The 21,474-nt window shown below is 74.4% G+C and carries 17 protein-coding genes; 7 read left to right on the forward strand and 10 right to left on the reverse strand.

All coding sequences use genetic code 11. The annotated features are described in order from the left end of the window. Positions 1-38 precede the first annotated feature (38 nt). Positions 39-1,634: a flavin monoamine oxidase family protein gene (locus C1701_RS01860; protein WP_103055410.1), complete on the reverse strand. Its 1,596-nt coding sequence runs from the start codon at positions 1,632-1,634 to the stop codon at positions 39-41. 493 nt (positions 1,635-2,127) lie between these two features. Between C1701_RS01860 and C1701_RS01865 the strand changes: the two genes are divergently transcribed. Continuing rightward, positions 2,128-3,450 carry an acetamidase/formamidase family protein gene (locus tag C1701_RS01865; protein ID WP_103055411.1) on the forward strand — a complete coding sequence of 441 codons (1,323 nt, stop codon included), beginning with the start codon at positions 2,128-2,130 and terminating at the stop codon, positions 3,448-3,450. A gap of 150 nt (positions 3,451-3,600) precedes the next feature. Continuing rightward, on the forward strand, positions 3,601-4,404 hold the full coding sequence (locus C1701_RS01870) for a hypothetical protein (RefSeq protein ID WP_103055412.1): 804 nt from the start codon (positions 3,601-3,603) through the stop codon (positions 4,402-4,404). A gap of 193 nt (positions 4,405-4,597) precedes the next feature. On the opposite strand, the gene C1701_RS27025 is transcribed toward C1701_RS01870, so the two are convergent. Beyond that, positions 4,598-5,032 (reverse strand): hypothetical protein, encoded by a 435-nt coding sequence (locus tag C1701_RS27025; protein WP_337662076.1) that lies wholly within the window; start codon positions 5,030-5,032, stop codon positions 4,598-4,600. Positions 5,033-5,111: 79 nt separating this feature from the next. On the opposite strand from C1701_RS27025, the gene C1701_RS27030 reads away from it, so the two are divergent. Beyond that, entirely contained in the window at positions 5,112-5,405 is a 294-nt protein-coding gene (locus tag C1701_RS27030) for an SDR family oxidoreductase (protein ID WP_245588960.1), read from the forward strand. On the opposite strand, the gene C1701_RS01880 is transcribed toward C1701_RS27030, so the two are convergent. Further along, positions 5,406-5,879 (reverse strand): SRPBCC family protein, encoded by a 474-nt coding sequence (locus C1701_RS01880; protein ID WP_026420518.1) that lies wholly within the window; start codon positions 5,877-5,879, stop codon positions 5,406-5,408. It lies immediately after the preceding gene. Positions 5,880-6,387: 508 nt separating this feature from the next. Here C1701_RS01880 and C1701_RS01885 point away from each other — a divergent pair. After that, entirely contained in the window at positions 6,388-7,347 is a 960-nt protein-coding gene (locus C1701_RS01885) for a zinc-binding dehydrogenase (protein WP_051314346.1), read from the forward strand. A gap of 322 nt (positions 7,348-7,669) precedes the next feature. On the opposite strand, the gene C1701_RS01890 is transcribed toward C1701_RS01885, so the two are convergent. After that, a complete protein-coding gene (locus C1701_RS01890; protein ID WP_337662077.1) occupies positions 7,670-9,280 on the reverse strand; it encodes a glycoside hydrolase family 43 protein in 1,611 nt (536 codons plus the stop codon). A gap of 381 nt (positions 9,281-9,661) precedes the next feature. Between C1701_RS01890 and C1701_RS01895 the strand changes: the two genes are divergently transcribed. The 3 genes from C1701_RS01895 (at position 9,662) to thrS (ending at position 13,372) form a co-directional block, all read left to right on the forward strand. Next, complete coding sequence (locus C1701_RS01895; RefSeq protein WP_026420519.1) at positions 9,662-10,942, forward strand: ABC transporter substrate-binding protein; 1,281 nt, start codon at positions 9,662-9,664, stop codon at positions 10,940-10,942. Positions 10,943-11,042: 100 nt separating this feature from the next. Beyond that, the gene (locus C1701_RS01900; protein WP_103055414.1) at positions 11,043-11,963 is read left to right on the forward strand and encodes a PmoA family protein; all 921 of its coding nucleotides are present in this window, start codon (positions 11,043-11,045) and stop codon (positions 11,961-11,963) included. Between the two features lie 179 nt (positions 11,964-12,142). After that, entirely contained in the window at positions 12,143-13,372 is a 1,230-nt protein-coding gene (thrS, locus tag C1701_RS01905) for a threonine--tRNA ligase (RefSeq protein ID WP_337662078.1), read from the forward strand. Positions 13,373-13,442: 70 nt separating this feature from the next. On the opposite strand, the gene C1701_RS01910 is transcribed toward thrS, so the two are convergent. The 6 genes from C1701_RS01910 to C1701_RS01935 form a co-directional block, all read right to left on the reverse strand. Next, a complete protein-coding gene (locus C1701_RS01910; protein ID WP_103055415.1) occupies positions 13,443-13,724 on the reverse strand; it encodes a hypothetical protein in 282 nt (93 codons plus the stop codon). A gap of 693 nt (positions 13,725-14,417) precedes the next feature. Next, entirely contained in the window at positions 14,418-15,284 is an 867-nt protein-coding gene (locus tag C1701_RS01915) for a hypothetical protein (protein ID WP_103055416.1), read from the reverse strand. Beyond that, entirely contained in the window at positions 15,281-16,621 is a 1,341-nt protein-coding gene (locus C1701_RS01920) for a vWA domain-containing protein (RefSeq protein ID WP_337662079.1), read from the reverse strand. The genes C1701_RS01915 and C1701_RS01920 overlap by 4 nt, the downstream gene beginning before the upstream one ends. Then, complete coding sequence (locus C1701_RS01925; protein ID WP_103055417.1) at positions 16,618-17,709, reverse strand: ATP-binding protein; 1,092 nt, start codon at positions 17,707-17,709, stop codon at positions 16,618-16,620. The genes C1701_RS01920 and C1701_RS01925 overlap by 4 nt, the downstream gene beginning before the upstream one ends. Before the next feature lie 468 nt (positions 17,710-18,177). After that, positions 18,178-19,353 (reverse strand): macrolide family glycosyltransferase, encoded by a 1,176-nt coding sequence (locus tag C1701_RS01930; protein ID WP_103055418.1) that lies wholly within the window; start codon positions 19,351-19,353, stop codon positions 18,178-18,180. A 650-nt stretch (positions 19,354-20,003) separates the two neighbouring features. Then, positions 20,004-21,155, reverse strand: a complete 1,152-nt coding sequence (locus C1701_RS01935; protein WP_103056930.1) for an epoxide hydrolase family protein — start codon at positions 21,153-21,155, stop codon at positions 20,004-20,006. Positions 21,156-21,474 lie beyond the last annotated feature (319 nt).

The raw sequence follows: 21,474 nt of genomic DNA on the forward strand, positions 1-21,474 counted from the left end.
CACCATCCGGGTCCCCTGCGCTCCCGGGCCGGCCGGGCTCACGTGGCGCGGGCCTGCTGGTGCAGGTTCGTCACCGCGTCCCGTGCGGAGAGGAACGCCCCGGCCTGCCAGGCGACGAGGTAGCTCAACCAGTCCCCGGCGAAGTGGACGCGGCCGGCGGGTCGGGTGAGCAGGGCGTAGTGCCCGGAGGACCGCGAGGGCCAGGACGCCCAGCCCTCCTCGATGTGGGGGGTGCGTTCCCATGCGATGGAGAACGAGGAGGTCAGGCCGCGCCGGTAGCGGGCGCCGTGGATGCGCGAGCCGGCCCGCACCGCCCGGGACAGGCGTTCTGCCGGGGAGAGCCGCCCGAACTCGACGGCGCGCTGCCCGCTCACGTAGTAGCCGATGAGCACCCCCCGAGCCTCGTGGTGGCCATGCGACGGATACCAGATCTGGGTGATGTCGAGGTCGGTCTGGGTGATGCCGCCGTAGAGGCGCTCCTCCTGCTCCCACCACCGGCCCTGGTACTCCAGGCCGATCTTGCCCGAGGCGGTGGGCCGGGGCTGGGCGAGCGCGGCGGACACCTCGGGGCCGAGGTTGTGGTCGAGCCGGGCCAGCAGTCGGGGCGGCAGGGTGGCCACGCAGTAGTCGGCGGTCGCGACCTGGTCACGTCCCCGGGCGTCCCGGTAGACCACCCGCACCCCGTCGGCGCCGGTGGTCAGCGCGCGCACCTCCGCGTGGTGGGTGACGCGGTGGACGCCCACGGCCCGTTCGAGGGCGGTGACGATGGCGTCCATGCCACCCACCGGTTGGAACATCATCATCGCCTGGTCGACACCGAACTCGAAGGAGAAGGCCCTGCCGACCTGGCTGGCGAACACCTCCGACAGCGTGGGCGGCGGACCCAGCACCACTCCCGGGCGTTCCCCGGCGCCGGGTTCCTCCGCGTAGCCCCGCCGGCTGCCACCCCGGTAGGCCCAGCCGTCGGCGCGGCCGCCGATCGCGCCGAAGCCCTCCAGGAAGGACAGCACCCGTTCCCGGTCCTCGGCGGTGAGCACGTCGTCCAGCGCGCCCTGGTCGGTGGCCTTGGCCAGCAGTTCGGCCACGTAGCCGTAGACGTCGGCCTTCGCGGTGCGGAAGCGGACGGCCGTTCCCCGGCCGGCCCCGTTCTCCCGGTGCACGTAGGCGTTGGCGTTCTGGTTGGCGAACGGTTCGACGGGCACGCCGAGCTCACGGCAGTAGTCGAGGGTCACCATGGACTGCGCGATCCGGCCGGGGCCGGCGTTCATGTACTGGCCGTCGGCGAACTCGGCGCGGTGGGTCCGGCCGTCGAGGTCGCGTTCCTCGTCGCCGCCCCGCACCGTCAGGTTCCGGCCTCCGGAGCGGTGCCTGGCCTCCAGGACCCGGCAGTCGTAGCCGGCCTTGCCGAGTTCGTAGGCGGCGGTCAGCCCGGCCACTCCCGCACCGATCACCAGCACGGTGGGCATGTCGTCGCCGGCCACCTCGGCTCGTCGTGGGGGGTGGAAGTCGGGGCCGTGCCGGTCCGCGTGGTCCGGGGCCAGGCCCAGGGCCGTCATCGTCTCGAACAGGACTCCCGCCCCGCCGGTCGCACCGATGGTCCGCAGCAGGTCCCGCCTGGTCACCTCGGATCGCATCGCGCCATCCCTCCCCTTTCTCGCCGGTTGGGCAGCAGCGTCCGAGTGGGACGTGTCGGCCGGGTGATCCTCGGGTTGCCAGGTCGTGGGTTTTCTCCGTCACCCCTCGGGTCGCGGTCCTCCCGCCCGAGGCGGAGCGGAACGGGTGCTGCCCCGCCGGCGGCAGCGCTGGGGGCCGTTCGGTCGGCTCGGGGTGGTGCGGGGTCACGAACCGGCCACGACGGGGTCGGGGGGACGACGTTCCCGTCAACTCCCGCTCCGACGGATCTCCGGTGGCGTTCCCCCTGGTGGCGGCGTCGCCGAGCTCGGCGACGCGGGTGTGCGGCCGGGGATGGGCGTGCGCCCGGCACCTCGGCAACGTGGTGGACATCCCCGGGCGGGCAGTCGACACGGGGTGGTGCGATCAGGGCAACACGGACGACATGCGCGGTTGGTGCCATGCCCTTCCGGGGGAGCCCGCTGGCTCCCCGTCGACGAAGGGAGCCAGTCAGCCATGACGCGGCGCGCGAACGACGGCGACACCCCGATCGGGGGCCGAGGTGCACAGGGTCACGGGAGGGGCGCGGAGGCGGCACGCACCCTGCGGTCCGGGCTGGGCCGGCGGGGTTTCGTCCTGGCCACCGCCGGACTGGCCGCCGGGGGAACCCTGGTCGGCGGCGCCGGGGGCGCGCTGGCCGCCCCGGGAACCTCGGGCAGCCCGGGCAGCCCGGAGGACCTGGCGGTGGTGCAGCCCGGCGGGCGGCACCGGGGGACCTACGTGCCGGCCGACGCCGGGTCGGTGACGTGGGGCCGGCTGCCGAACCGGACCACCCGGCCGGTGGCCACCGTCGACTCGGGATCGCTGGTCACCCTGGACACGGTGTCCCACGAAGGACTGCTGGAGGACCAGGGCCGGGACCCGAGGGGCTACTTCGGCGGTTTCGGCGTCCGCGCCCGGGACGTGCTGTGGGACGCGATCCGGATCGCCAGGGAGACACCGCACGACGGGCCCGGCCCGCACATCATCACCGGGCCGGTCGCGGTGCGCGGCGCCGTGCCGGGCAGTGTGCTCCGGGTCGACGTGGTGGATCTGCGGTTACGGGTCCCGTACGGGGTCGTGTCCAACCGCCACGGGCGGGGTGCGTTGCCCGGCGAGTACCCGGAGGCCTGGGTGGGGGATCCGGCGTTGTCGGAGTACGTGAACCCGGGCGGGGAGATCAGCGTCTTCGCCCGTGCGGAGTGGGACGGGCGGCGGCTGGTGGGCACGCTGCCCGGCCCGGTGCGGAACCGCTTCCCACTGGCGCCGTTCCTCGGGGTGATGGGCGTGGCCCGGGACACCTCCGAGGTGGTCGACTCGGTGCCACCGACCGACGCCGGGGGCAACATCGACATCCGCCGGTTGGGGGTGGGCAGCACCCTGTACCTGCCGGTCCGGGTGGACGGTGGCCTGTTCTACACCGGCGACCCGCACATGGCGCAGGGCGACGGGGAGGTCGCGCTGACGGCGATGGAGGGATCCCTGCGGGCGACGGTCCGGTTGACGGCCGTCCCGCCCGGTGGGGACGCGCCGCGCACGGCGTTCACCTATCCCTTCGCCGAGACGCCCGAGCACTGGATCCCGATCGGGCTCAGCGATGGTGAGGGCACCGAGGGTGGGTTGGACGCGGCGATGCGCACCGCGGTACGCCACGCGATGGCGTTCCTGACCGAGGAGTTGGGGATGGAGGGACCGGTCGCCTACGCCTACCTGAGCGCGGCGGCGGACTTCGCGGTCTCGCAGGTGGTGGACCGCACCACGGGCATCCACGGGTTGATCCGCAAGGCCGACTTCGCCTGACCCCGGCGCCCGACCGCCGCCCCCGTCAGCGGCGCGGGCCGTCTCCGGTCCGGCGTCGCGGACGTGCGGATGTCCGCCCGATCGACACCCCGGTGTCACGGTGGGGGGTTACGCTCCAGGGCTCGGATCACCGGCACCACGGAGGTGGAGATGACCGGTCAGGACGTCACTGGACGGCCTCGGGACGAGGAGCGGGACGGGTCCGGGGAGACCGGGCGGGTGGGTCCCGTCGGCGCGATGGTGTTCGCGGCGCTGGCGCTGGTGGTCAACGTCGTGACCGTGCGGCACGGCATCGGTCCGTCGATCTGGGCGGCGCACCTACCCGACGGTCCCAGCACCGCCGTCATGGTCGCGATCACCGGGATCGGTGCCGTGCTCGGGCTCCTGCTGACCCTCGCGGCGGGTTTCACCGTGGCGGGCGCGGTGGCGACCTCGGAGGGCGTCTCCCCGCTGTGGTCGTTCTTCGGCCAGGTGGGCCTGGGGTACGCGCTCGGTTTCGGTTGGACCTACCTGGCCCTCGACTCCCAGGGGGTGCGGCCGCTCGGGTCCCTGGCCGGGACGTTCTGGTGGTTCCTGGCCGGTGGAGTACTGATGGCCCTGGTGGCCGCGCGCACGCTGCGCGGCGAGCGGGAGGAGGCCGACCGGCGGCGGTCGGTGCGGGAACGGGGTGCCTTCGTCACCGGCCGCGTCCTGGACGTGGCGGAGGCGACAGCCCGAACGGTGGTCAGCGGGAACAGGACGCCGTGTCGGCTGCGGATCGGGTTCCGGGACGACGACCGGCGGGTGGTGACCTCGGTGACCGTGGAGGTGGCACCGACGCGGATGCCGCGCCCCGGCGACGACGTCGACGTCTGGTACCTGCCGGGCGGGATCGGCGCCGGGCCCGGGGAGGAGCACGGGATCGCGGACCGGGACGTGGTGGTGGAGCTCCCTCGCCCCGAGGTCGAGTTCTGACGGTGCCCTGTCCCTGGAGCCGTCGGACCGCGGATCACGCGCACGTCCCGACCGGGGCGGGTGTCCGGGCGCGTCGTCGGGCCGGGTGCCTCCCGCGCCGGGTGGTGGGGTCGAAAGGGGTTCGTCGGCCGTGGGAACGACGCCCTACTGTCGGCCCCGGCCCGTCCACGTCATCCGGCGTGGCCCCGGCTCCTCAGGAGGACCTCCCGTGAGCGGTCTCCCCACCCCGGCCGAGCTCCGACCTTCGCCGCTCCCGCTGCTCGGACGGTCCGCACTGGTCACCGCGGTGAGCAGGCGGGCGGGCATCGGCTACGCGGTAGCCCGCCGGTTGGCCGCGCTGGGCGCGGACCTGTTCCCGCACCACCACCTCCCGCACGACGAACGGCAGCCGTGGGGCGCGGACCCGGGTGGGGTGGGCGCCGTCGTCGCCGGGGTGGCCGAGTGCGCCCGCCCCGGTGGTGTGGTCGCGCACGGGGACGTCGACCTCGCCCGCCCGGCCGGTCCGGCGGAGTTGACGCGGACGGCGGTGGAGCGCCTCGGGCACGTGGACGCGCTGGTGCGCGACCAGGCGTTGAGCGGTTCGGACGGTCCGCTGGACGTGCTGGAGGCCGCCGACTTCGACGCCCACTTCGCGGTTCGGCCGCCAGCACGACGGGCGCCCCGGCGGGCGGATCGTCTTCCTGACCTCGGGGCAGAACGTGGGGGTGATGCGGGACGAGATCGCCTACGCCGCCAGCAAGGGCGCGTTGGCGGCGATCACCCCCAGTCTCGCCGACCACTTCGCGGACCGGGGGATCACGGTGAACGCGGTCAACCCCGGTCCGGTGGACACCGGCTACGCCCCGCCCGCCGCGCACGAGGAGGTGCGGCGGCGGTTTCCCGGCGGGGCGTGGGGTGGCCCTGACGACCCGGCCCGGTTGATCAGCTGGTTGGTCGGCGACGACGGCCGGTGGGTCACCGACCAGGTGATCAACTCGGAGGGCGGGTTCCGCCGGGGCTGATCAGGACAGCCCCTCGGCGATCTCCCCGACCCGGCGCATCCCCTCCCGCATGATCTCGCTCATGCCGGGCTGGACCCACGCGTCGCGTTCCTCCACGGACTGGAACACCGACACCTGGCGGTGCAGGGTGCGGCCACCGAGGTCCTCGAAGGTGAAGACGCCGAGTTGCACACCCCCGGGCAGGCCCTCCATCTCGAGGGTCTGCACCATCCGGTTCGGCGCGTCCACGTCGTGGCACACGCCGTGGAAGACGTAGGGGGTGCCGGCCGGGTCGCGGCTGACGTAGCGCCACAGCCCACCCGGCCGCAGCTCCATCCGTTCCACGGTGGTCTCGAAGTTGCCGGCACCCCACCAGCGCGGGATGAGTTCCGGGTCGGTGATCGCGCGGAACACCGCCGCCGGTGGGGCGTCGAAGGTGACGGTGGTGGTGATGTCCTGGCGGTCCGGGGCGATGGTGATCTCGGCGGGGGCCATCGGCGCTGTCCTTTCCTCGGTGGTCGCGCGTCGTGGTCGGGGCGGGTCGCCCGGCGGTCATTCTGCGTGTCGACACCGACGCGCCACGTGTTCGGCACCGACACCATCGGGTGGTCGCCGGCCGCGCGCTCGCCCCGAGCGCACCGGGTGGGTCGGCGGAGGTGGGCCTGACCGGTGCTCGGTGGTGGCGCGTCACGGCGCGGCTCGGGAGTGGACGATGGTGGCCGACCAGGCCATCCGGTGTTCCAGTGGCCGACCAGGCCGTCCGGTGTTCCGGTGGCCGCCGGTCGCCCCGCCCACGGGTGGGCCGCCCCGGGGCCGGTCACCGGCGTGAACCCCGCGCGAGCGCGGCACCGGGTGCGGCCCCACTCCTGGCCGACTACCAACAGGACGCCGCCGTGACCTGCGCAAACACCGTTCCAGTGCTAGCGTGTTCGGTCACGGGACTCCCCCGGGCCGACCGGAACCGCGTCGCGGCCGAGGCCACCAGGCAAGGGAGGCGGAGCACATGCGAGCGGCCGTGCTCACCGGGCAGGGCGCGCCACCGCGTGTCGCGGAGGTGGACGCCCCCTCGATCGGTGCCCCGGACGAGGTGCTGGTCCGCGTCCTCACCAGTTCGCTGAACCGCGCTGACCTCGACGTGGTGGCGGCGGCGCGTGACGGGCGCCCTCGGCCGTTGGGTCTGGACTTCGCCGGCCTGGTCGTGGAGGCGGGGTCGGCGGTGGCGGACCTGGCGCCGGGTGACGGCGTGGTGGGTTTCCTCCCGCCGGGAGCCCCCGACGGGCCGGGGGCGTTCGCGGAGTACCTGGTGGCCCCGGCCCACCGCCTGGCGCGTCGACCGGTGACGCTGGACTTCGTCCAGTCCGGGGTGCTGCCCCTGGCGGGCACGGCCGCGCTGCTCGCCGTCGACGTGGTCGTCCCGCCGCGCCGGAGTCGACTGGTGGCCCCGACACGGGGTCCCGTGCTGGTGGTGGGGGGTTCGGGCGGGGTGGGGACCTTCGCTGTCCAACTGGCCAACGCCCGGGGGGCGGCGGTGGTGAGCACCGGCCAGCCCCAGGACCGCACCCTGTTGCACCTGCTCGGGGCGGTCGAGGTGCTCGACTACTCGGCGGACTGGCCGTCCGAGGTCCGGGAACGGTACCCCGAGGGGGTGGACGGGCTGGTGGACCTGGTCAGCGACGCCGACCGGTTCGCGACGCTCGCCGAGCTGGTGCGGTCGGGTGGCCGGGTCGCCAGCACCCGGGGCGGGGCGGACGTGTCCGCGCTCGCCGAGCGGGACGTCACGGCGGTGAACGTCGTCGCCCGTTCCGACCGGGAACTCCTGGGCCGGCTGGGCGACTGCGTGGACGCCGGGACGCTGCAACCGGTGATCGACCGGGTGATCAGCCTGTCCGACCTGCCTTCGGAGTTGGGCGCGGCACCACGGCCGCACGGTTGCGGCAAGGTCGCGGTGACCATCGGGGACTGAACGGTCTCCGGCCGCGCCCGAACGGCGGGAGCGCGGCCCGCCGCTACCGGGTGCCAGGCGGCGTGGGTGGCAGCGGGGTCCGGCGGCCCTGACGGTGGGACGCCGCCGGTCCGGCGGTGGGCTCCCCCGCGACGGCGGGCGGACTGGGACGACGACGCTGGTCGTCCCGGTGCGGCGGGGAGGCCCCGTCAGCCGCCCGCCGCCTCGGGCGGGCCTCCGTGGCCCGGGGAGCCGGGACGCGAGCGGGGATCCCGGCCGGGGGTCGAGCCCCTCCGGACCGGGCGGGGAGGACACCAGCGAGGACGGCGCGCCGGGGTGGCGGTCAGCCCGGTCCGACCCGGAAGTAGGGCAGGTCCACGTGCCCGGTCGTGGTGGACTCGGCCGGGGCGAGGGCGAACACGCCGAGGCGGGCGCCGACCCAGCGGCCGGGGCGGGCGGTGAACTCCTCCCCCACCTCCCGCCAGCCCTCGTCACCGGGGTTCGCGTGGAACTGGCACCGGGCCTCCGGCCGCACGGTCACGGCCAGTCCGACCCGGGTGGTCCCCGCCGGCAGCGGGCTCCGCAGCAGGTCGCGTTCGTGGTCGTCGCCGCCCAGGTGCAGGCGGAGCACGAGATGGGTGCCGTCCTCGGTGTGGTCGAGTCCGATCCAGGCGTACCGCTCGCCGAGCACGGCCAGCCCAGTGCGTTCGCCGACGGCCCGGGGCCGGAACTCCACCTCGGTGCTCGCGGTGAAGGCCAGGGCGGGGAAGCGCTGGGAGAGGACCGCCGCGGCGGTGCCGAGGTGGTCCGGGTTCTCCGTGGGCTGGCTGGGCAACCGCAGCCAGCCGGGGCGGGCGGTCAGCGAGTACCAGTCCTGGCGGGGGTTGGCCGGCCACGCCCACTGTGGACCCAGGCAGGGGCCGGTGAACTCGTCGGTGGTCTGGGGTGCCCGCCGTGGCTGGGTCGGCAGGTGGGGTCGGGGGTGGGCGGGCACGGGTTCGCCTCGCTCGGCGCCGGGGTCGGCGGCGCCGATGACGGGCCAGTCGTCGGCGGTCCACCGGAGTGGCTGGAGGTGCGTGATCCGCCCGTAGGCGCCCCTGTCCTGGAAGTGGAGGAACCAGTGCTGGCCGCCGGGTGTGTCCACCCAGGCGCCCTGGTGCGGGCCGTTGACCTCGCTGCCGCCCTGGGACAGCACGACGCGGTGTTCGTAGGGGCCGATGAGGTGGCGGGAGCGGAACACCGACTGCCAGCCCTCGGCGACCCCGCCGGCCGGCGCGAACACGTAGTAGTGGTCGCCACGCCGGTAGAGCTTGGGGCCTTCCAGGGTGTGGCAGCCGGGCACCTGGTCGCCGTCGATGAGCAGCAGGCCGCCGGGTGGGGTGGCGGTGGTCGCCGGCAGGGCGCCGGTGGTCGGGTCCGGTTCGTCGAGGAGCCGGGAGCCGTCCGGGGCCATCGCGCGCAGGGTCAGCCGGTTGCGGATGCCGGAGCGGCTGCGGGCCCAGCCGTGCACCACGTAGGCGGTGCCGTCCTCGTCCCAGAACGGGCAGGCGTCGATGAGGCCGCTGCCGGCGACGAGCAGGTGCGGCCTGGTCCACGGCCCGGCGGGGTCGGCGGCGCTGGCCAGGAAGATCCCCACGTCCGGGTCACCCCAGCAGACCCAGAACCGGCCTGCGTGGTGTCGCAGCGACGGTGCCCACACGCCCTGGCCGGGCCGGGGTTCCCGGTACCTCTCGACGGGCGGGAGTTCGGGCAGGACGTGACCGAGGATCGTCCAGTTGACCAGGTCGCGGGAGTGCAGCACGGGCAGGCCGGGCACCTGGTTGAAGGTGGAGGAGACGAGGTAGTAGTCGTCGCCGACGCGGATGGCGTCGGGGTCGGAGAAGTCGGCGCACAGCACGGGGTTCCGGTAACGCCCGTCGCCGAGGTCGGCGATCCAGGCGTCTCCCTCCGCCACGTCCACCACCGCTGGCCACCGCCCCTTCTCCGTCCCGGATCTCCTGGGTCACCGCCCCCGGTGGCTGGTCGGGCCGCCTCCGGCGTGGGTGGCCGTGCCGCCTCGATCGGGAAAACGGTTGCCGGGGAGTGTGCCACGGCCATCCCCTCCCGTGGCGCCGGTGGCTGGTAGCGGCCGTCCCGCCGGGAACGACCCCGCCGCCACTCCACACAGCTCCGGCGGCCCACCCACCTCCGCCCCCTGGGCGCACCCAGCTGACTCCGGCCGGGTGCCAACGCGAGGACGAACGGGCGACCCGGGCCACACAGTGACCGTTGACACCGGGACAACGGCACCATACGGTGCGGTAAGCGCTTTCCTTTCCTCGACGTGGAGGACGCCATGCCCGCTCACCGCCCCAGACGCGTGGCCTGGGTCGCGCTCGGCTCCGCCGTCGCGCTGACGGCGGCCGGCTGCGGCGGCTCGGCCGCCGACGACGGGTCGGTGACCCTGCTGTTCACCTGGTGGGGTGATGACTCGCGGGCCCGGGCCACCCAGGAGGTGGTCGACCTCTTCGAGGAGCGCAACCCCGGTATCACGGTGAACACCTCGTTCACCTCCGGCGGCAACTACTTCGAGAAGCTCTCCACCGAGGTGGCCGGCGGCAACCCGCCCGACGTCTTCCAGCTCGACTACTCCAACCTCCGCGAGTTCGCCGACCGAGGCGTCGTGCTCGACCTGGCCGACCACGGCGACGACGTCGACCTGGACGGCGTCGCCGAGGCCATGCGGGATGCCGGGAGCATCGACGACGGCGTGTACGGGCTGCCGATGGGCCAGAACACCCACGCGCTGATCTACGACCCGCGACTGTGGGAGGAGGCCGGCGTCCCCACGCCCGAGTACGGCTGGACCTGGGACGACTTCTTCGACTCCGCGCGCGCCATCACCGAGTCCACCGACGGCGAGGTCTACGGGTCGACCGACTTCGGCTGGTCCTGGGAGACCTTCCAGGCCTGGTTGCGGCAGCGGGACCGGGACCTCTACGCCGAGGACGGCTCGCTGGCCTTCGACGAGTCCGACGTCCGCGAGTACCTGACCCTGCTCGACGACTTCCGCGCGGGCCAGGCCACCACCCCGGCCTCCCTGAACGGCATGATCGACGGCGCCGTGGAGAACACTCCCTTCGCCAAGGGCCGCTCAGCGACCGACCTGGCCTGGGACAGCGTCCTCGCCGGTTACGACACGGCGATGGGCCGCCCGCTGGCGATGGCCCCCCTGCCCAGCGACACCGACCGGTTCGGCCAGTACGCCAAACCGTCGATGCTGATCTCCGCCGCTCGGGCCTCCGACCACCCGAGGGAGGCCGCGATGCTCATCGACTTCGTCATCAACGACGTCGACGCCGGCCGGATCCTCGGCACCACCCGGGGACTGCCCCCCAACCAGGAGGTCCGGGAGGCGCTGGCCGACGACCTCGAAGGACTCGACCGGCAGGTCTACGACTACGAGACCGGCCTGGAGGAACACCTGGAGGGCACTCCGCCCGCGCCCCCGGAGGGCAACGGCACCCTCAAGCGGGAGTGGCAGCGGCACAACGACGCGGTGTCCTTCGGGAACAAGACCATCGAGGAGGCGGCCGCCGACTTCATGCGCATCGCCGAGCAGGAGGTCGGTGCCTGACCCTGCCACCGCGACACCGCCACAGACCACGGGTCGGTGGCGCCGGCCCCCGAACCGGCGCCACCGACCCGGATCCACGTCCTGACCCTGGAGTGCCGAGATGACCGCAGCCGAGCCGGACCCCACGCCCGAGGCCACCCTCCGGGTGGCGGGGACACCCGTGGCCGACCACGTGACCGACGTGGGCTGGTGGGAACCGACGCTGGCGCCCCGGCCACACCTGCACCCGGTGCGCACCCTCGCCGGCGTCGAGGTCACCGAGGCGCGGCCGGTGGACCACCCCTGGCACCTGGGCGTGTTCGTCGCCGTCCAGGACGTCGAGGACTGCAACTTCTGGGGCGGCCGCACCTTCGTGCGGGGACAGGGCCCGACGTGGCGCCCCGACCACGGCTCGGTGCGGCACGAGCGGTGGACCCACCGCGACGCGGACGCGCTCGCCTCGGAGCAGTCGTGGATCTCGGTGGCGGGGGAGACGGTGATCAGCGAGACCCGCGCCACCCGGTCCCTGGTGGGGCCGCCGACGACGGGCGGCTGGGTGCTGGACTACGCGTTCACCCTGCGCAACGTGACAGGTCGGGACCTCGACCTGGGCAGCCCGGCCACCAACGGCAAGGTCGGCGGCGGCTACGGGGGGTTCTTCTGGCGCGCCCCGCTGTCCTCGGCCACCCCCCGGGTGTTCACCGCCACCGCCGAGGGCGAGGAGGCCGTGCACACCACCCGCTCCGGGTGGCTGGCGTTCCTCGGGCACCACCCGAACGCCGAGGACCTGGTCCGGGAGGACGGCCCCACCGGGGACTACACCCTCCTCTTCGTCCCGGCCGACGAGCGGACGGCCGAGGACCCGTGGTTCGTGCGGGTCGCCGACTACCCGGGCGTCGGTTCCTCCCTCGCCCCCGAGCACCCGCTCCGCCTGCCCGCCGGCGACAGCCTGCGCCGCCGGTTCCGGGTGCTGGTGCTCGACGGCCACCTGGAACGCGGTGCCTGCGCGGACGCGGCGCGGTCGGTGGCCGAGCTCCCCTGATCGGTGCGCCCAGCCGGGCCGGGTGTTCTGCTACCGTGGTCGCCGTGCAGCACGCCGTGATGACGACGACGCCGGAGACCGTCCCGGCGTGCTGAGCTGATCCCTTGTTCGAAGCCCCGGGGCGAGTGCCCCGGGGCTTCGTGCTGCGGTCACTCGCATCCCGTAAGCGAGGAGACCTGATGCACGACCACCGCCGGCTCGGCCGCGAGCTGGAGCTGTTCGACACCGACCCCCTCATCGGCGCCGGCCTGCCGTACTGGCGTCCCGCCGGGGCGGCGATCCGCCACACCCTGGAGGAGTACGTCCGCGCGGTCGAACGCGAGGCCGGCTACCAGCACGTGTACTCGCCGGTGCTGGGCAAGCGGGAGCTCTACGAGATGTCCGGGCACTGGGCGCACTACGCCGACAGCATGTTCCCGCCGATGGACCTCGGCGGGGAGCAGGTGGTGCTGCGCCCCAGCCTGTGCCCGCACCACGCCGTCATCTACCGGTCGAGGTCCCACAGCCACCGGGAGCTGCCGGTGCGGATCGCCGAAGTGGGCGGCATGTTCCGGTCGGAGCTCTCCGGGGTGTTGGGCGGCCTCACCCGGGTTCGCGGAATCCAGCTCAACGATGCCCACGTCTTCTGCGCCCCGGACCAGGTGGCGGCCGAGGTGCGCGGGGCGTTGGAGCTGATCGGCCGCGCCTACCGGGACCTCGGGTTGCGGGCGGCCCGCTACCGGCTGTCCCTGCCGCCGGAGGGCGCGGCCGTGGTGGGCGACCCCGAGGACTGGCGGCGCGCCTCGACCCTGCTTGCCGGGGTGTTGGAGGAGTTGGGTGTCCCCCACGACGCGGAGGAGGGCGAGGCGGCGTTCTACGGTCCGAAGATCGACGTGCAGGTCGTCGACGGGGCCGAGCGGGAGGCCACCCTCTCCACCGTGCAGGTCGACTTCCACCAGCCGAGCCGGTTCGACCTGCGCTACGTGGGCGCCGACGGGCGCCGGCACCGCCCGGTCATGGTGCACCGCAGCATCATCGGCAGCGTGGAACGGGCGGTGGCGTGCCTGGTGGAGCAGCACGGCGGGGCGTTCCCGGCGTGGCTGGCCCCGGTGCAGGTCGCGGTGCTGCCGGTGTCCGACCAGGAGGTCGGGGCGGCGGCGGGCCTCGTGGAGCGGTGCGCGGGGCGGGGCCTGCGGGCCGAGCTGGTGGGGCCGGACCGGGGCAGCCTCGGCGCCCGGGTCCGCCGGTCCAGGCTGGTGCCCTACCAGGCGGTGATCGGTCCTCGGGAGGCGGCGGAGGACCGGGTGGCGCTGCGGCTGCGGGACGGGCGTCGGCTGGACCCGCTCGCCTCGGGTGAGGCGGTGGACCGCGTCGCGGCCGTGGTCGACGCGCGGTCCGGGGTGCTGTGGCCGGACCCGGTCGCCGCGTGACCCCTCCCCGGCCGGACGGCCGGGCGGCTGGGGCTTCCCGAGGCGCCGGCGTCCCGGGAAGCCCTGGTGGTCACGCCCCGGCCGAGGTGCCCTCGTCCTCGTCCTCGTCCTCGTCGAACTCGAAGCGGAAGTAGACGGACAACCAGAACGGCTCCGGCTCGTCGTGCGACCAGTTCCAGGAGACGTCGATGAGGAACACGTCGTGCTCGCTCACCCACCTCCGCGCCTTCTCGAACACCTCGGCGGCGGTCGCCCCGGAGAACAGGCGACGGGCGATGGGGTGGACCTGGCCGTCCTCGTCGTCGGAGTCGTCGAAGCTGGCGGGGACGTCCAGCCGGTAGTCGTCATCCATTCCCGCATGCTGCCAGAGGACCCCACAGCACGGGGCCTCGGCGGCGGCCGGCCCGCCGCTCCCCCGGGCCGGGGGCGGAGGCGTCGAACTCGGGGGGCGCGCACGGAAGGACCGAGGGCCGTCCGGCCCGCCGGGGCGCCCGCCGTCCGGACAGGACGCGGCCGTGCCCGGCGCCGCGCTGGGTGAGCTGGCGGGCGGACCGGCGCCGATGCCCGCGCTCGCCCCGGTGACGGGGACGAGGCGCCCCGACGGTCCAGCGGCATGCGGCCCCTCCTGGTGACGTCTTCGCCAGCGTCCGGACGAACTCCGGCGGAAGGAACGGGGTGGATCCGAAGTGGATCGGGGATCCGCGCCGGCCGGCGACGCGTGCTTCCCGTGAACGGGGGCGCGCGGGGGAAGCTCGGACCGCCCCGGTCCGGATCCGCGGCGGACCGGGTGTGCCTCAGGGTGGAGGACCCAGTTCCTCCTCGGTCGTGATCGCGGCACTCGTCCCGTCGAGGGCCTCCGCCCTCGCCGGGCGGACGTCCGCCCAGTGGGTGCGGACGCACGGCGTCCGGCTCCCCCACGCCGGCACCCGGTGTTCCTGACCCGTCGACCGCCCCGCCCGGCGCGGCCGCCCCGAAGCTCGTGCCCTCTCCTGGCCGCGTCCGCCCTCCGGTGCGCGGTCGGCGGAACTCACGCCGACCTCCAGGGTCAGGGCGCGTCCTGGTCCGGCGGCTGACCGCCCCCGAGGGCGCGCAGCACCGCGGCCTGCTCGGCGGTGGTGCCCGCCGCCCTCGCCCGCCGGGCCTCCTCGACGGTGAACCCGGCGACGACCCAGGAGGGCACCTCCGCGCGCGGCACCCCGGCATCCCACCACCGGGCGAGGAGGGCGGCCGGGTCCTCGCCCCGCTCGCCGAGGTCGGCGGCCTCAGCGGGGGTGAACCCCATGACCCGATAAAGGGCGGCGTGGGTCGGACTGGTTCCGCTGCCGGCCCACGGCACCGCCTCCTCACCGGACCACCCGGTGTCCAGGTAGGCGCGGGCGGTGAAGGCGGGCACTCCCGCGCCCAGCAGCATCCGCAGGGTGGCGTGCTGGCCGTCGTCGAGTTCGGACGAACCCGCCGGCCCGGGGGCCATCAACCGCCACCACCACCGCCGGGGCCGCGGGTTCTCCCCGGCCAGGTGCCGTTCGGCGGCCTCGGCGTGGCCGTAGCCGAGTTCGTGCCAGCGCACGGCGTCGCGGGGTGTCATGCCGGCGCGCAGCAGCGGGCGCACCGTGTAGGGGGTGAGCCCCGCCGTGCGCCAGGCGAGGGCCTGCTCGGCGGTGTAGACGCCGCTGGTCCGCCACCGCTCGGCCGAGTCCAGCAGGAAGCCGTGGTCGATCCACTGCCGGGCCTCGGCGACGGTCACGCCCCGCCCGGTCCACTCGTGCAGGTCCTCCGGGACCGGGTCGCCGTCGTGCCCGGGGGCGGCCTGGCGGCGCGCCTCGTTCGAGGGGGCGGGCTCGTGCGCGCCCTCGCGGGTTCCGTCGCGGCGTTCGCCGTGGTCGTCGGGTTCGTCGGCGGCGGCGATGCTCATGCCTCGGCTCCTCGGGGTGCGGTGGCGGGGAGGGGGATCGGGTGCGCCCAGGCGGGCGGCGTCGGGGCGTCGGCGGGCGGCGGGTGGGCGGCCACGAGACCGACGACGACCGGCACCGGCGGCCGGCGCTCGGGCCATGGCGTGTGCCCGTCGGTGAGGACGAGGACCAGGTCGGGGCGGGGTCGCAGGGCGAGCGCGGCGGCGATCCCGGCGCGCAGGTCGGTTCCCCCGCCGCCGGTCAGCTCGATGTCCGCCGCCTCGCGGACTTCCTGGACCGGGTGGGCCCGGTCGTCGCAGCAGATCGCGCGCAGCCGCCTCTCGGGTCCGGCCGCGCGGGCGAGGACACCCGTGATCTCGGAGAGGAACCCGGCGAGCACCGGGGCGGCGACGCTGCCCGAGGTGTCGATGACCAACGCGATCCCGGGTGCGGGGGCGACCATCGTCGGCAGGAGGACCCCGCCGGGGCCGGGGCGGCGGGACGGTCGGCGGTAGGAGAAGTCCACGCGGCCGGTGGTCCGCCGGACACCCCGGCGGAGAACGGCCCCGAGTCGGGTGCGCCAGTCCACGACCGGACGTCGCCGGTCCTCGGCCCACCGCCGCCAGCCGCCGGGCACCGCGGTCCGGGCCGCCGCCCGCCGTTCGATGTCACGGGCGAGGGCGAGTTCGAGGACGTGGCGTTCGGTGTCGTCGATCCCCTCCCCCGCGCCGGTCTCCTCGTACCGGCCGTCCAGGCCCCGCACGGCGGGTCCGCAGTCGACGAGGTCCACGAGACGCCGTCCGCCACGGCGGTGAGCGGTGTCGAGGACCTCGATCAGGGACACGTACTCCTCGGCCAGCCGCCCCTCGGGCAGCCCGAGCGCCCGGGGCGAGACCACGCCCTCCGGGGTGGTGAGGCCGGCCGATTCCAGGTCGTCGTTGACCTCGGCGTCCGCCGCCTGGTTCCACCGGTGCGCGGCCTCCTCGTCGGCCCCGCCGGTTCCTCCGGTCCGCCGTCCCGCCCCCCGGTTCGGGCCGCGCGCCGCGTGGCGGCGGACGAGGTGTCCGATGTGGTGGAGCAACCACCACCCGGCCTCCTCGACGGGGGTGGTCAGCAGGGTTCCCGGATCGAGGTGGACCCGCCACCGGGTGTCGGTGGGCAATGCGCGGAACTCCGGGTCCGGCACCGGCTCGCCGGTGTGCTCGTCCGAGCGGGCTTCGAGGACCACGGGCCGCAGGGCGAACACGGCGCTGGCCAGGTAGGGGGCCTGGGCGGCTGCCCACAGCCGCGCCTCGGCGAAGCGGCGCAGGACCTCGGGCTCCCGGTCGGGGTGGGGGGTCCGCTCGGTCGCGGTCGTCACGGGAGGAGTCCCGCCGCCCGCAGGATCGGGGCGAGTTCGAGCACCGTGGTCGGTGGGGTGGCGCCCGTGGGGCGGTGCGCGGCCAGTGTTCGGGCGGAGGTGGCGGCGACGTCCGTGGTGGACCGGGCGACCCGGCCGATGACCGCCCAGGCCCGTTCCCACGAGTCGACCGTCCCGTCGGCGAGGACGTGGGCGACGAGCGCGGACAGCAGGGCGTGCCGGCGGTCGGCCCGCTCGGGCAGCGGCGCGTCGGGGTTGGCCAGCAGGGTTTCGGGGGCGGGCAGGTCGAGGGTGCGCAGCCAGGTCAGGGCCTCGTAGCCGGCTCCCTCGCCGACCGCCCCCACGAGGAGCGCGGCGATCACCGGCTCGTCGCTGGCGTTCGCCTCGCCGGCGGCCAGGGCGGTGGCGGCCATCGCCCAGCTCCGGGGGCTGGGCCAGCCGCGCCCGGCCCGCTCCGGGGAGTCCGGGACGTCGAGCAGCAGTTCCGGCCGGACCCGCAGGAACTCCCCGATCCTGGCCTTCGCGGCGGCCACCTGGGCGGGGGTGGGGGCCGTGGGTGGTGGGGACCCGTCGTCCGCCGCGAAACCCCGGGTGAAGCCCTCTGCGATGTCGGCCGCGCTGACCTCCCAGGTCAGGTGCACGAGGCGGTTCGCGAGCGGAGCGGTGAGCTCCCAGCCGTCGGCGGCCAGGCCGGGCGGGTTCGCGGCGGCGACGATCCGGACGGTGGTGGGGAGCGTGAGGTCCCCGACTGTGCGTTCCAGGACCACGCGCAGCATGGCGGCCTGCACGGCGGGCGGAGCGGTGGTGAGTTCGTCCAGGAACAGCAGCCCGGTCCCCGCGGTGGCGAGTCGTTCGGCCCACCGGGGCGGCGCGAACCAGGTGCCGTCGGCGCGGACCACGGGCAGGCCGGCGAAGTCGCTGGGTTCGCGGATCGAACCGACGACGGCCTCCACGGGCAGGCCGAGCCGCTCGCCGAGGGCGAGGACCGTGGAGGTCTTGCCGGTGCCGGGGTCACCCCACAACAGCACGGGCAGGTTGGCGGCGACGGCCACCGCCAGCGCCTCCCGCACGGTCTGGTTGCTGGTCATCGGTGGTTCTCCTCTGTTTCCGGGCAGCGCGAAGTCCGCGCGGTCGCGCGCTCGACGGGCTGGGGATGAGGTCCTGGTCCCCGCGGGCGCCCGGTCGTCCTCGGGCATGCCGGGAGCAGGCCGGCGCCTGTCCTGGTTCGGCGCTCCCGTGGGTCAGCGACCTCGGCACGCCGCGCGGGCTGTCACGAGGCCGCTGACCCACAGCGCCGGGATCTCCGAACTCCTCGCGTCCGGAGCGGCATCCCTCCCCTGCCGTCAACCATAGTTGACTTCCACGGGCGATGTCAACCGAGATTGACACATGGATGCGCCCCGGCTTCAACCGGGCAGGAACCGGACCGGGCAGGAACGAGGGACCGCGACGCGACGCCGTCCCCTCCACACGGCGCGGAGGGGACGGCACCAGAGGCACCGGCGGAGCACCCGAGGCGACCCCGGGCACTCCGCCGGCCGGGAACTCACCCGGGATCAGCCGAGGGCGGCCTCGATCAGATCGGCGGCCCGGCTGGTGCCACCCTCCAGGAGCGCGTCCTCCCGCGACCGCGCCGAACGACGCGCCACCTCCGGATCAGCGACGAGTTCCGACAGCGTGTCCCGCAGGACCTCCGCGGTGGCGTCGGCGGTGTCGACGCGACGCGCCACCCCCAACTCCACCAGCCGGTCCGCGTTCATGAACTGGTCCACGGCCTGCGGGACAGCGATCATCGGAACCCCCGCCGACAGGCCCTCGGCGCTGCTGCCCATCCCGGCGTGCGTGACGAAGGCGTCAGCCTGTTCGAGGATCGACAACTGCGGCACCCAGGAACGCACCTCGACGTTCCCCGGGATCGCACCGAGCTCGGCCGGGTCCACGTACTTCCCGATCTGGAGCACGACATGCCACCCGGGCAGGTTCCCGTAGGCGGCCAGGCACTGCCGGTAGAACTCCGGCTGGCGCGTGTAGGCCGAACCCAGCGAGACCAGCAGGACCTTCTCCGCCCCCTCCGGGCGGACCCAGGTGTCCCGGTCCGCCCGAGGGCCGGCACACGAACCGACGAAGGTCACCGTCGTGGTGTCGACCCGGTCCGCGTTGGGTTGCATCGCACGCGGGATCAGGGCCAGCGACGTCGACGGCCGACCCGCGAAGGCGTCCATGTCGGTCGTGGTGGCCCCGGTGTCGGCGAGCCACCGACCGAACCGCTCCCGGTAGGCGTCGGCACCGGGCAACCCCCACAGCGGAGCGGCGACCTCCTCGTCGTAACCGTCCCAGGACACGAACGCCGGGGACAGCTGCACCAGCGGACGCCCCTGCGTCTCGGCGATGACCCGCGCCGCGTAGGCGCCGATGTCGTACAGGTAGACGTCCGCCGGGTCGGCGTCGTAGAAGGCGCGCAACGCCGGCAGGGCCTGGATGCCCTCGTCGAGGAACAGCCCCATCGCGGCGATGGGGTCCTCCGGCCAGTCGTTGTCGGCCACGGGCAGCACCGAACGGTAGGGGACGAGTTCCGCACCGGTCGGGGTGATGAGGTGGGAGACCGCCGGGTCGTTGGCGTAGGTGACCCGGTGGCCCCGCGCGACGAGCTCCCGGATGATCTCCAGGCTCGGCAGGACGTGGCTGACAGCGGGAACGCTGACCATCGCGATGTGGGCACGGCGACGTGACATGAGGAATCGACTCATTTCCGGTCTACGAGGAATGGCGTGACGAATCCGTGCGCGAACCAGGCCCACGGCGGCAGCCTGCGGGCGGGCGCACGGAGAGCAGGGGCGTTGCCCCTGGCGACGTCACTCGTAGATCGGGAGGAATGCCATGCCCGCGACCCTACCCCGACGTCTCCCGCCGACGCACCCGAATAACGGGGAGACCGGCCGGAGGCGATCCCCGAGCACCCACCCGACACCGTCAGGCGGGACCACGTCCCCGACGGGCAGCGCCCGCCGGGAGTGGCGCGCCCCGGGACGACTGGTCGCCACCGCGCGGCACGCGGACCCATTCCCCACCTCGGAGGTGCTCGTCGACGGCCTCACCGGAGCCCGGGGACCCGTCACAACACCCGTCACACCACCCGTCACACCGGGACGGGTCCACCTGTCCCACCGTGACGGCTCCTGGACACCGCCGTCACACCGAATTCCCTGGTCAGGGGACATGAAGATGGCGCTGTGACGGGTGGGACGCCTTCCCGGGCGGTGTCTCTCCCCATGCCCTCAGGGTCCCCTCGCGAAGCCCAGACACACCCGCGCCCCGCCACCCGTCACACCGTCACACCCCCACGCACCGATGGCGGAGGGCTCTCGCCATACGAACCCGGGCGTCAGGCCTGGGCCGGGGAACCGGCCCGTGGCTGGCCGGTCGGAGCGGCGGAGGCGGCACCCGACGGCTCCTCCGCCAGCCGGGAGAGGAAGAAGGTCCGCACGTCGGCGGCGAGCAGTTCGGGCACCTCCACCGCGGCGAAGTGGCCGCCCCGCTCGAACTCCGACCAGTGCCTGATGTCGTACAGCCGCTCGGCGAGGGGGCGCACCGGGAGCGTGATGTCGTGCGCGAACACCGCCACTCCCACCGGCACCGGACACCGCTCGGCGCGCCGAGGGGCCTCACGGTGCAGTCGCGCGGCGGACGCGGCGGTGGCGGTCAACCAGTACAGGGAGACGTTGGTGAGCATCCGGTCGTCGCTGATCCGCGAGTCCGGGTCCGTCCAGTGGGCGAAGCGCTCGGCGATCCACGCCAACTGCCCGACGGGTGAGTCGGTCAGCGCGTAGCCGATGGTCTGCGGGGTGAGGGCCTGGAGCGCCTGGTACGGCGGGCGGTTCGCCATCAACTGACGAATCCGGTCCAGCCGGACCTCGTCCGCCGGGGACAGCTCGACGTCCGCGTCCGGGACGGGTGGCGTGGGCAGGTAGTTGACGTGCACGCCGACGACCCGGTCGGGTGCGACGGCACCGAGCGCCGTGGAGATGCCCGAGCCGAAGTCGCCGCCCTGCGCGCCGTAGCGCTCATACCCGAGCCGACGCATCAGTTCGGCCCAGGCCCGCGCGATCCTGGGGATGTCCCAGCCGCGCTCGCGGGTGGGACCGGAGAATCCGTAGCCCGGGATGGAGGGGATCACCAGGTGGAAGTCACGGGACAGCGGTCCGATGACGTCGAGGAACTCCAGGAACGAGCCAGGCCAGCCGTGGGTGAGGATCAGCGCGAGGGCGTCCGGCTTCGAGGATCGGACGTGGACGAAGTGGATGCGCTGGCCGTCGATCTCGGTGGTGAAGTGCGGTAGCTCGTTGAGGCCGGCCTCGTGCGCCCGCCAGTCGTAGCCCGTCCGCCAGTACTCGACCAGATCCCGGAGCCGGGTCAGCGGGAAGCCGTAGTCCCAGCCGGCGTCAGCGATCTCGTTGGGCCAGCGGGTGCGGGCGAGCCGGTCGGTCAGGTCGTCGAGGTCGGCATGGGGGACGTCGATGCGGAACGGCGTGATCATGTTCTCCACTCCGGTGAGGTTCGTTCGCCACCCAGGGATCGGGCCGTGCCCCAGCCCAGCCGGTCGGCTCACGGCCGGAGTGACGGTCGCGGGGAGAGCGGGCGGAGAACCGTTGGCTGGGTCGCGTGGTGCTTGAGCACGTCCGCTGCGCCCGCCCGGGGATGCTTCCCGCTACGCCCATCCGTCCGGACGGGCTGGAACAGGACCTCCCTCGGACGGTGGCACCCTGAACGGCGAAACCCTAGAACCTCAAGCGAGGTGGAGATCAAGAGCCGACGTGTCGACTCCGTCGCCAGATGTGGGCGGCGATGTCACCCGG

This window comes from Actinoalloteichus sp. AHMU CJ021, from assembly GCF_002895405.1.
In the GTDB taxonomy this organism is placed as follows: domain Bacteria; phylum Actinomycetota; class Actinomycetes; order Mycobacteriales; family Pseudonocardiaceae; genus Actinoalloteichus_B; species Actinoalloteichus_B caeruleus.

Bases quoted from the DNA above. Each gene is read 5' to 3' on its own strand.
- C1701_RS01935 (WP_103056930.1), bottom strand. From the start codon at position 21,155: ATGATCACGCCGTTCCGCATCGACGTCCCCCATGCCGACCTCGACGAC.
- thrS (WP_337662078.1), top strand. From the start codon at position 12,143: ATGCACGACCACCGCCGGCTCGGCCGCGAGCTGGAGCTGTTCGACACC.
- C1701_RS01895 (WP_026420519.1), top strand. From the start codon at position 9,662: ATGCCCGCTCACCGCCCCAGACGCGTGGCCTGGGTCGCGCTCGGCTCC.
- C1701_RS01925 (WP_103055417.1), bottom strand. From the start codon at position 17,709: ATGACCAGCAACCAGACCGTGCGGGAGGCGCTGGCGGTGGCCGTCGCC.
- C1701_RS01865 (WP_103055411.1), top strand. From the start codon at position 2,128: ATGACGCGGCGCGCGAACGACGGCGACACCCCGATCGGGGGCCGAGGT.
- C1701_RS01915 (WP_103055416.1), bottom strand. From the start codon at position 15,284: ATGAGCATCGCCGCCGCCGACGAACCCGACGACCACGGCGAACGCCGC.
- C1701_RS01885 (WP_051314346.1), top strand. From the start codon at position 6,388: ATGCGAGCGGCCGTGCTCACCGGGCAGGGCGCGCCACCGCGTGTCGCG.
- C1701_RS01870 (WP_103055412.1), top strand. From the start codon at position 3,601: ATGACCGGTCAGGACGTCACTGGACGGCCTCGGGACGAGGAGCGGGAC.
- C1701_RS01880 (WP_026420518.1), bottom strand. From the start codon at position 5,879: ATGGCCCCCGCCGAGATCACCATCGCCCCGGACCGCCAGGACATCACC.
- C1701_RS01860 (WP_103055410.1), bottom strand. From the start codon at position 1,634: ATGCGATCCGAGGTGACCAGGCGGGACCTGCTGCGGACCATCGGTGCG.
- C1701_RS01900 (WP_103055414.1), top strand. From the start codon at position 11,043: ATGACCGCAGCCGAGCCGGACCCCACGCCCGAGGCCACCCTCCGGGTG.
- C1701_RS27030 (WP_245588960.1), top strand. From the start codon at position 5,112: ATGCGGGACGAGATCGCCTACGCCGCCAGCAAGGGCGCGTTGGCGGCG.
- C1701_RS01930 (WP_103055418.1), bottom strand. From the start codon at position 19,353: ATGTCACGTCGCCGTGCCCACATCGCGATGGTCAGCGTTCCCGCTGTC.
- C1701_RS01910 (WP_103055415.1), bottom strand. From the start codon at position 13,724: ATGGATGACGACTACCGGCTGGACGTCCCCGCCAGCTTCGACGACTCC.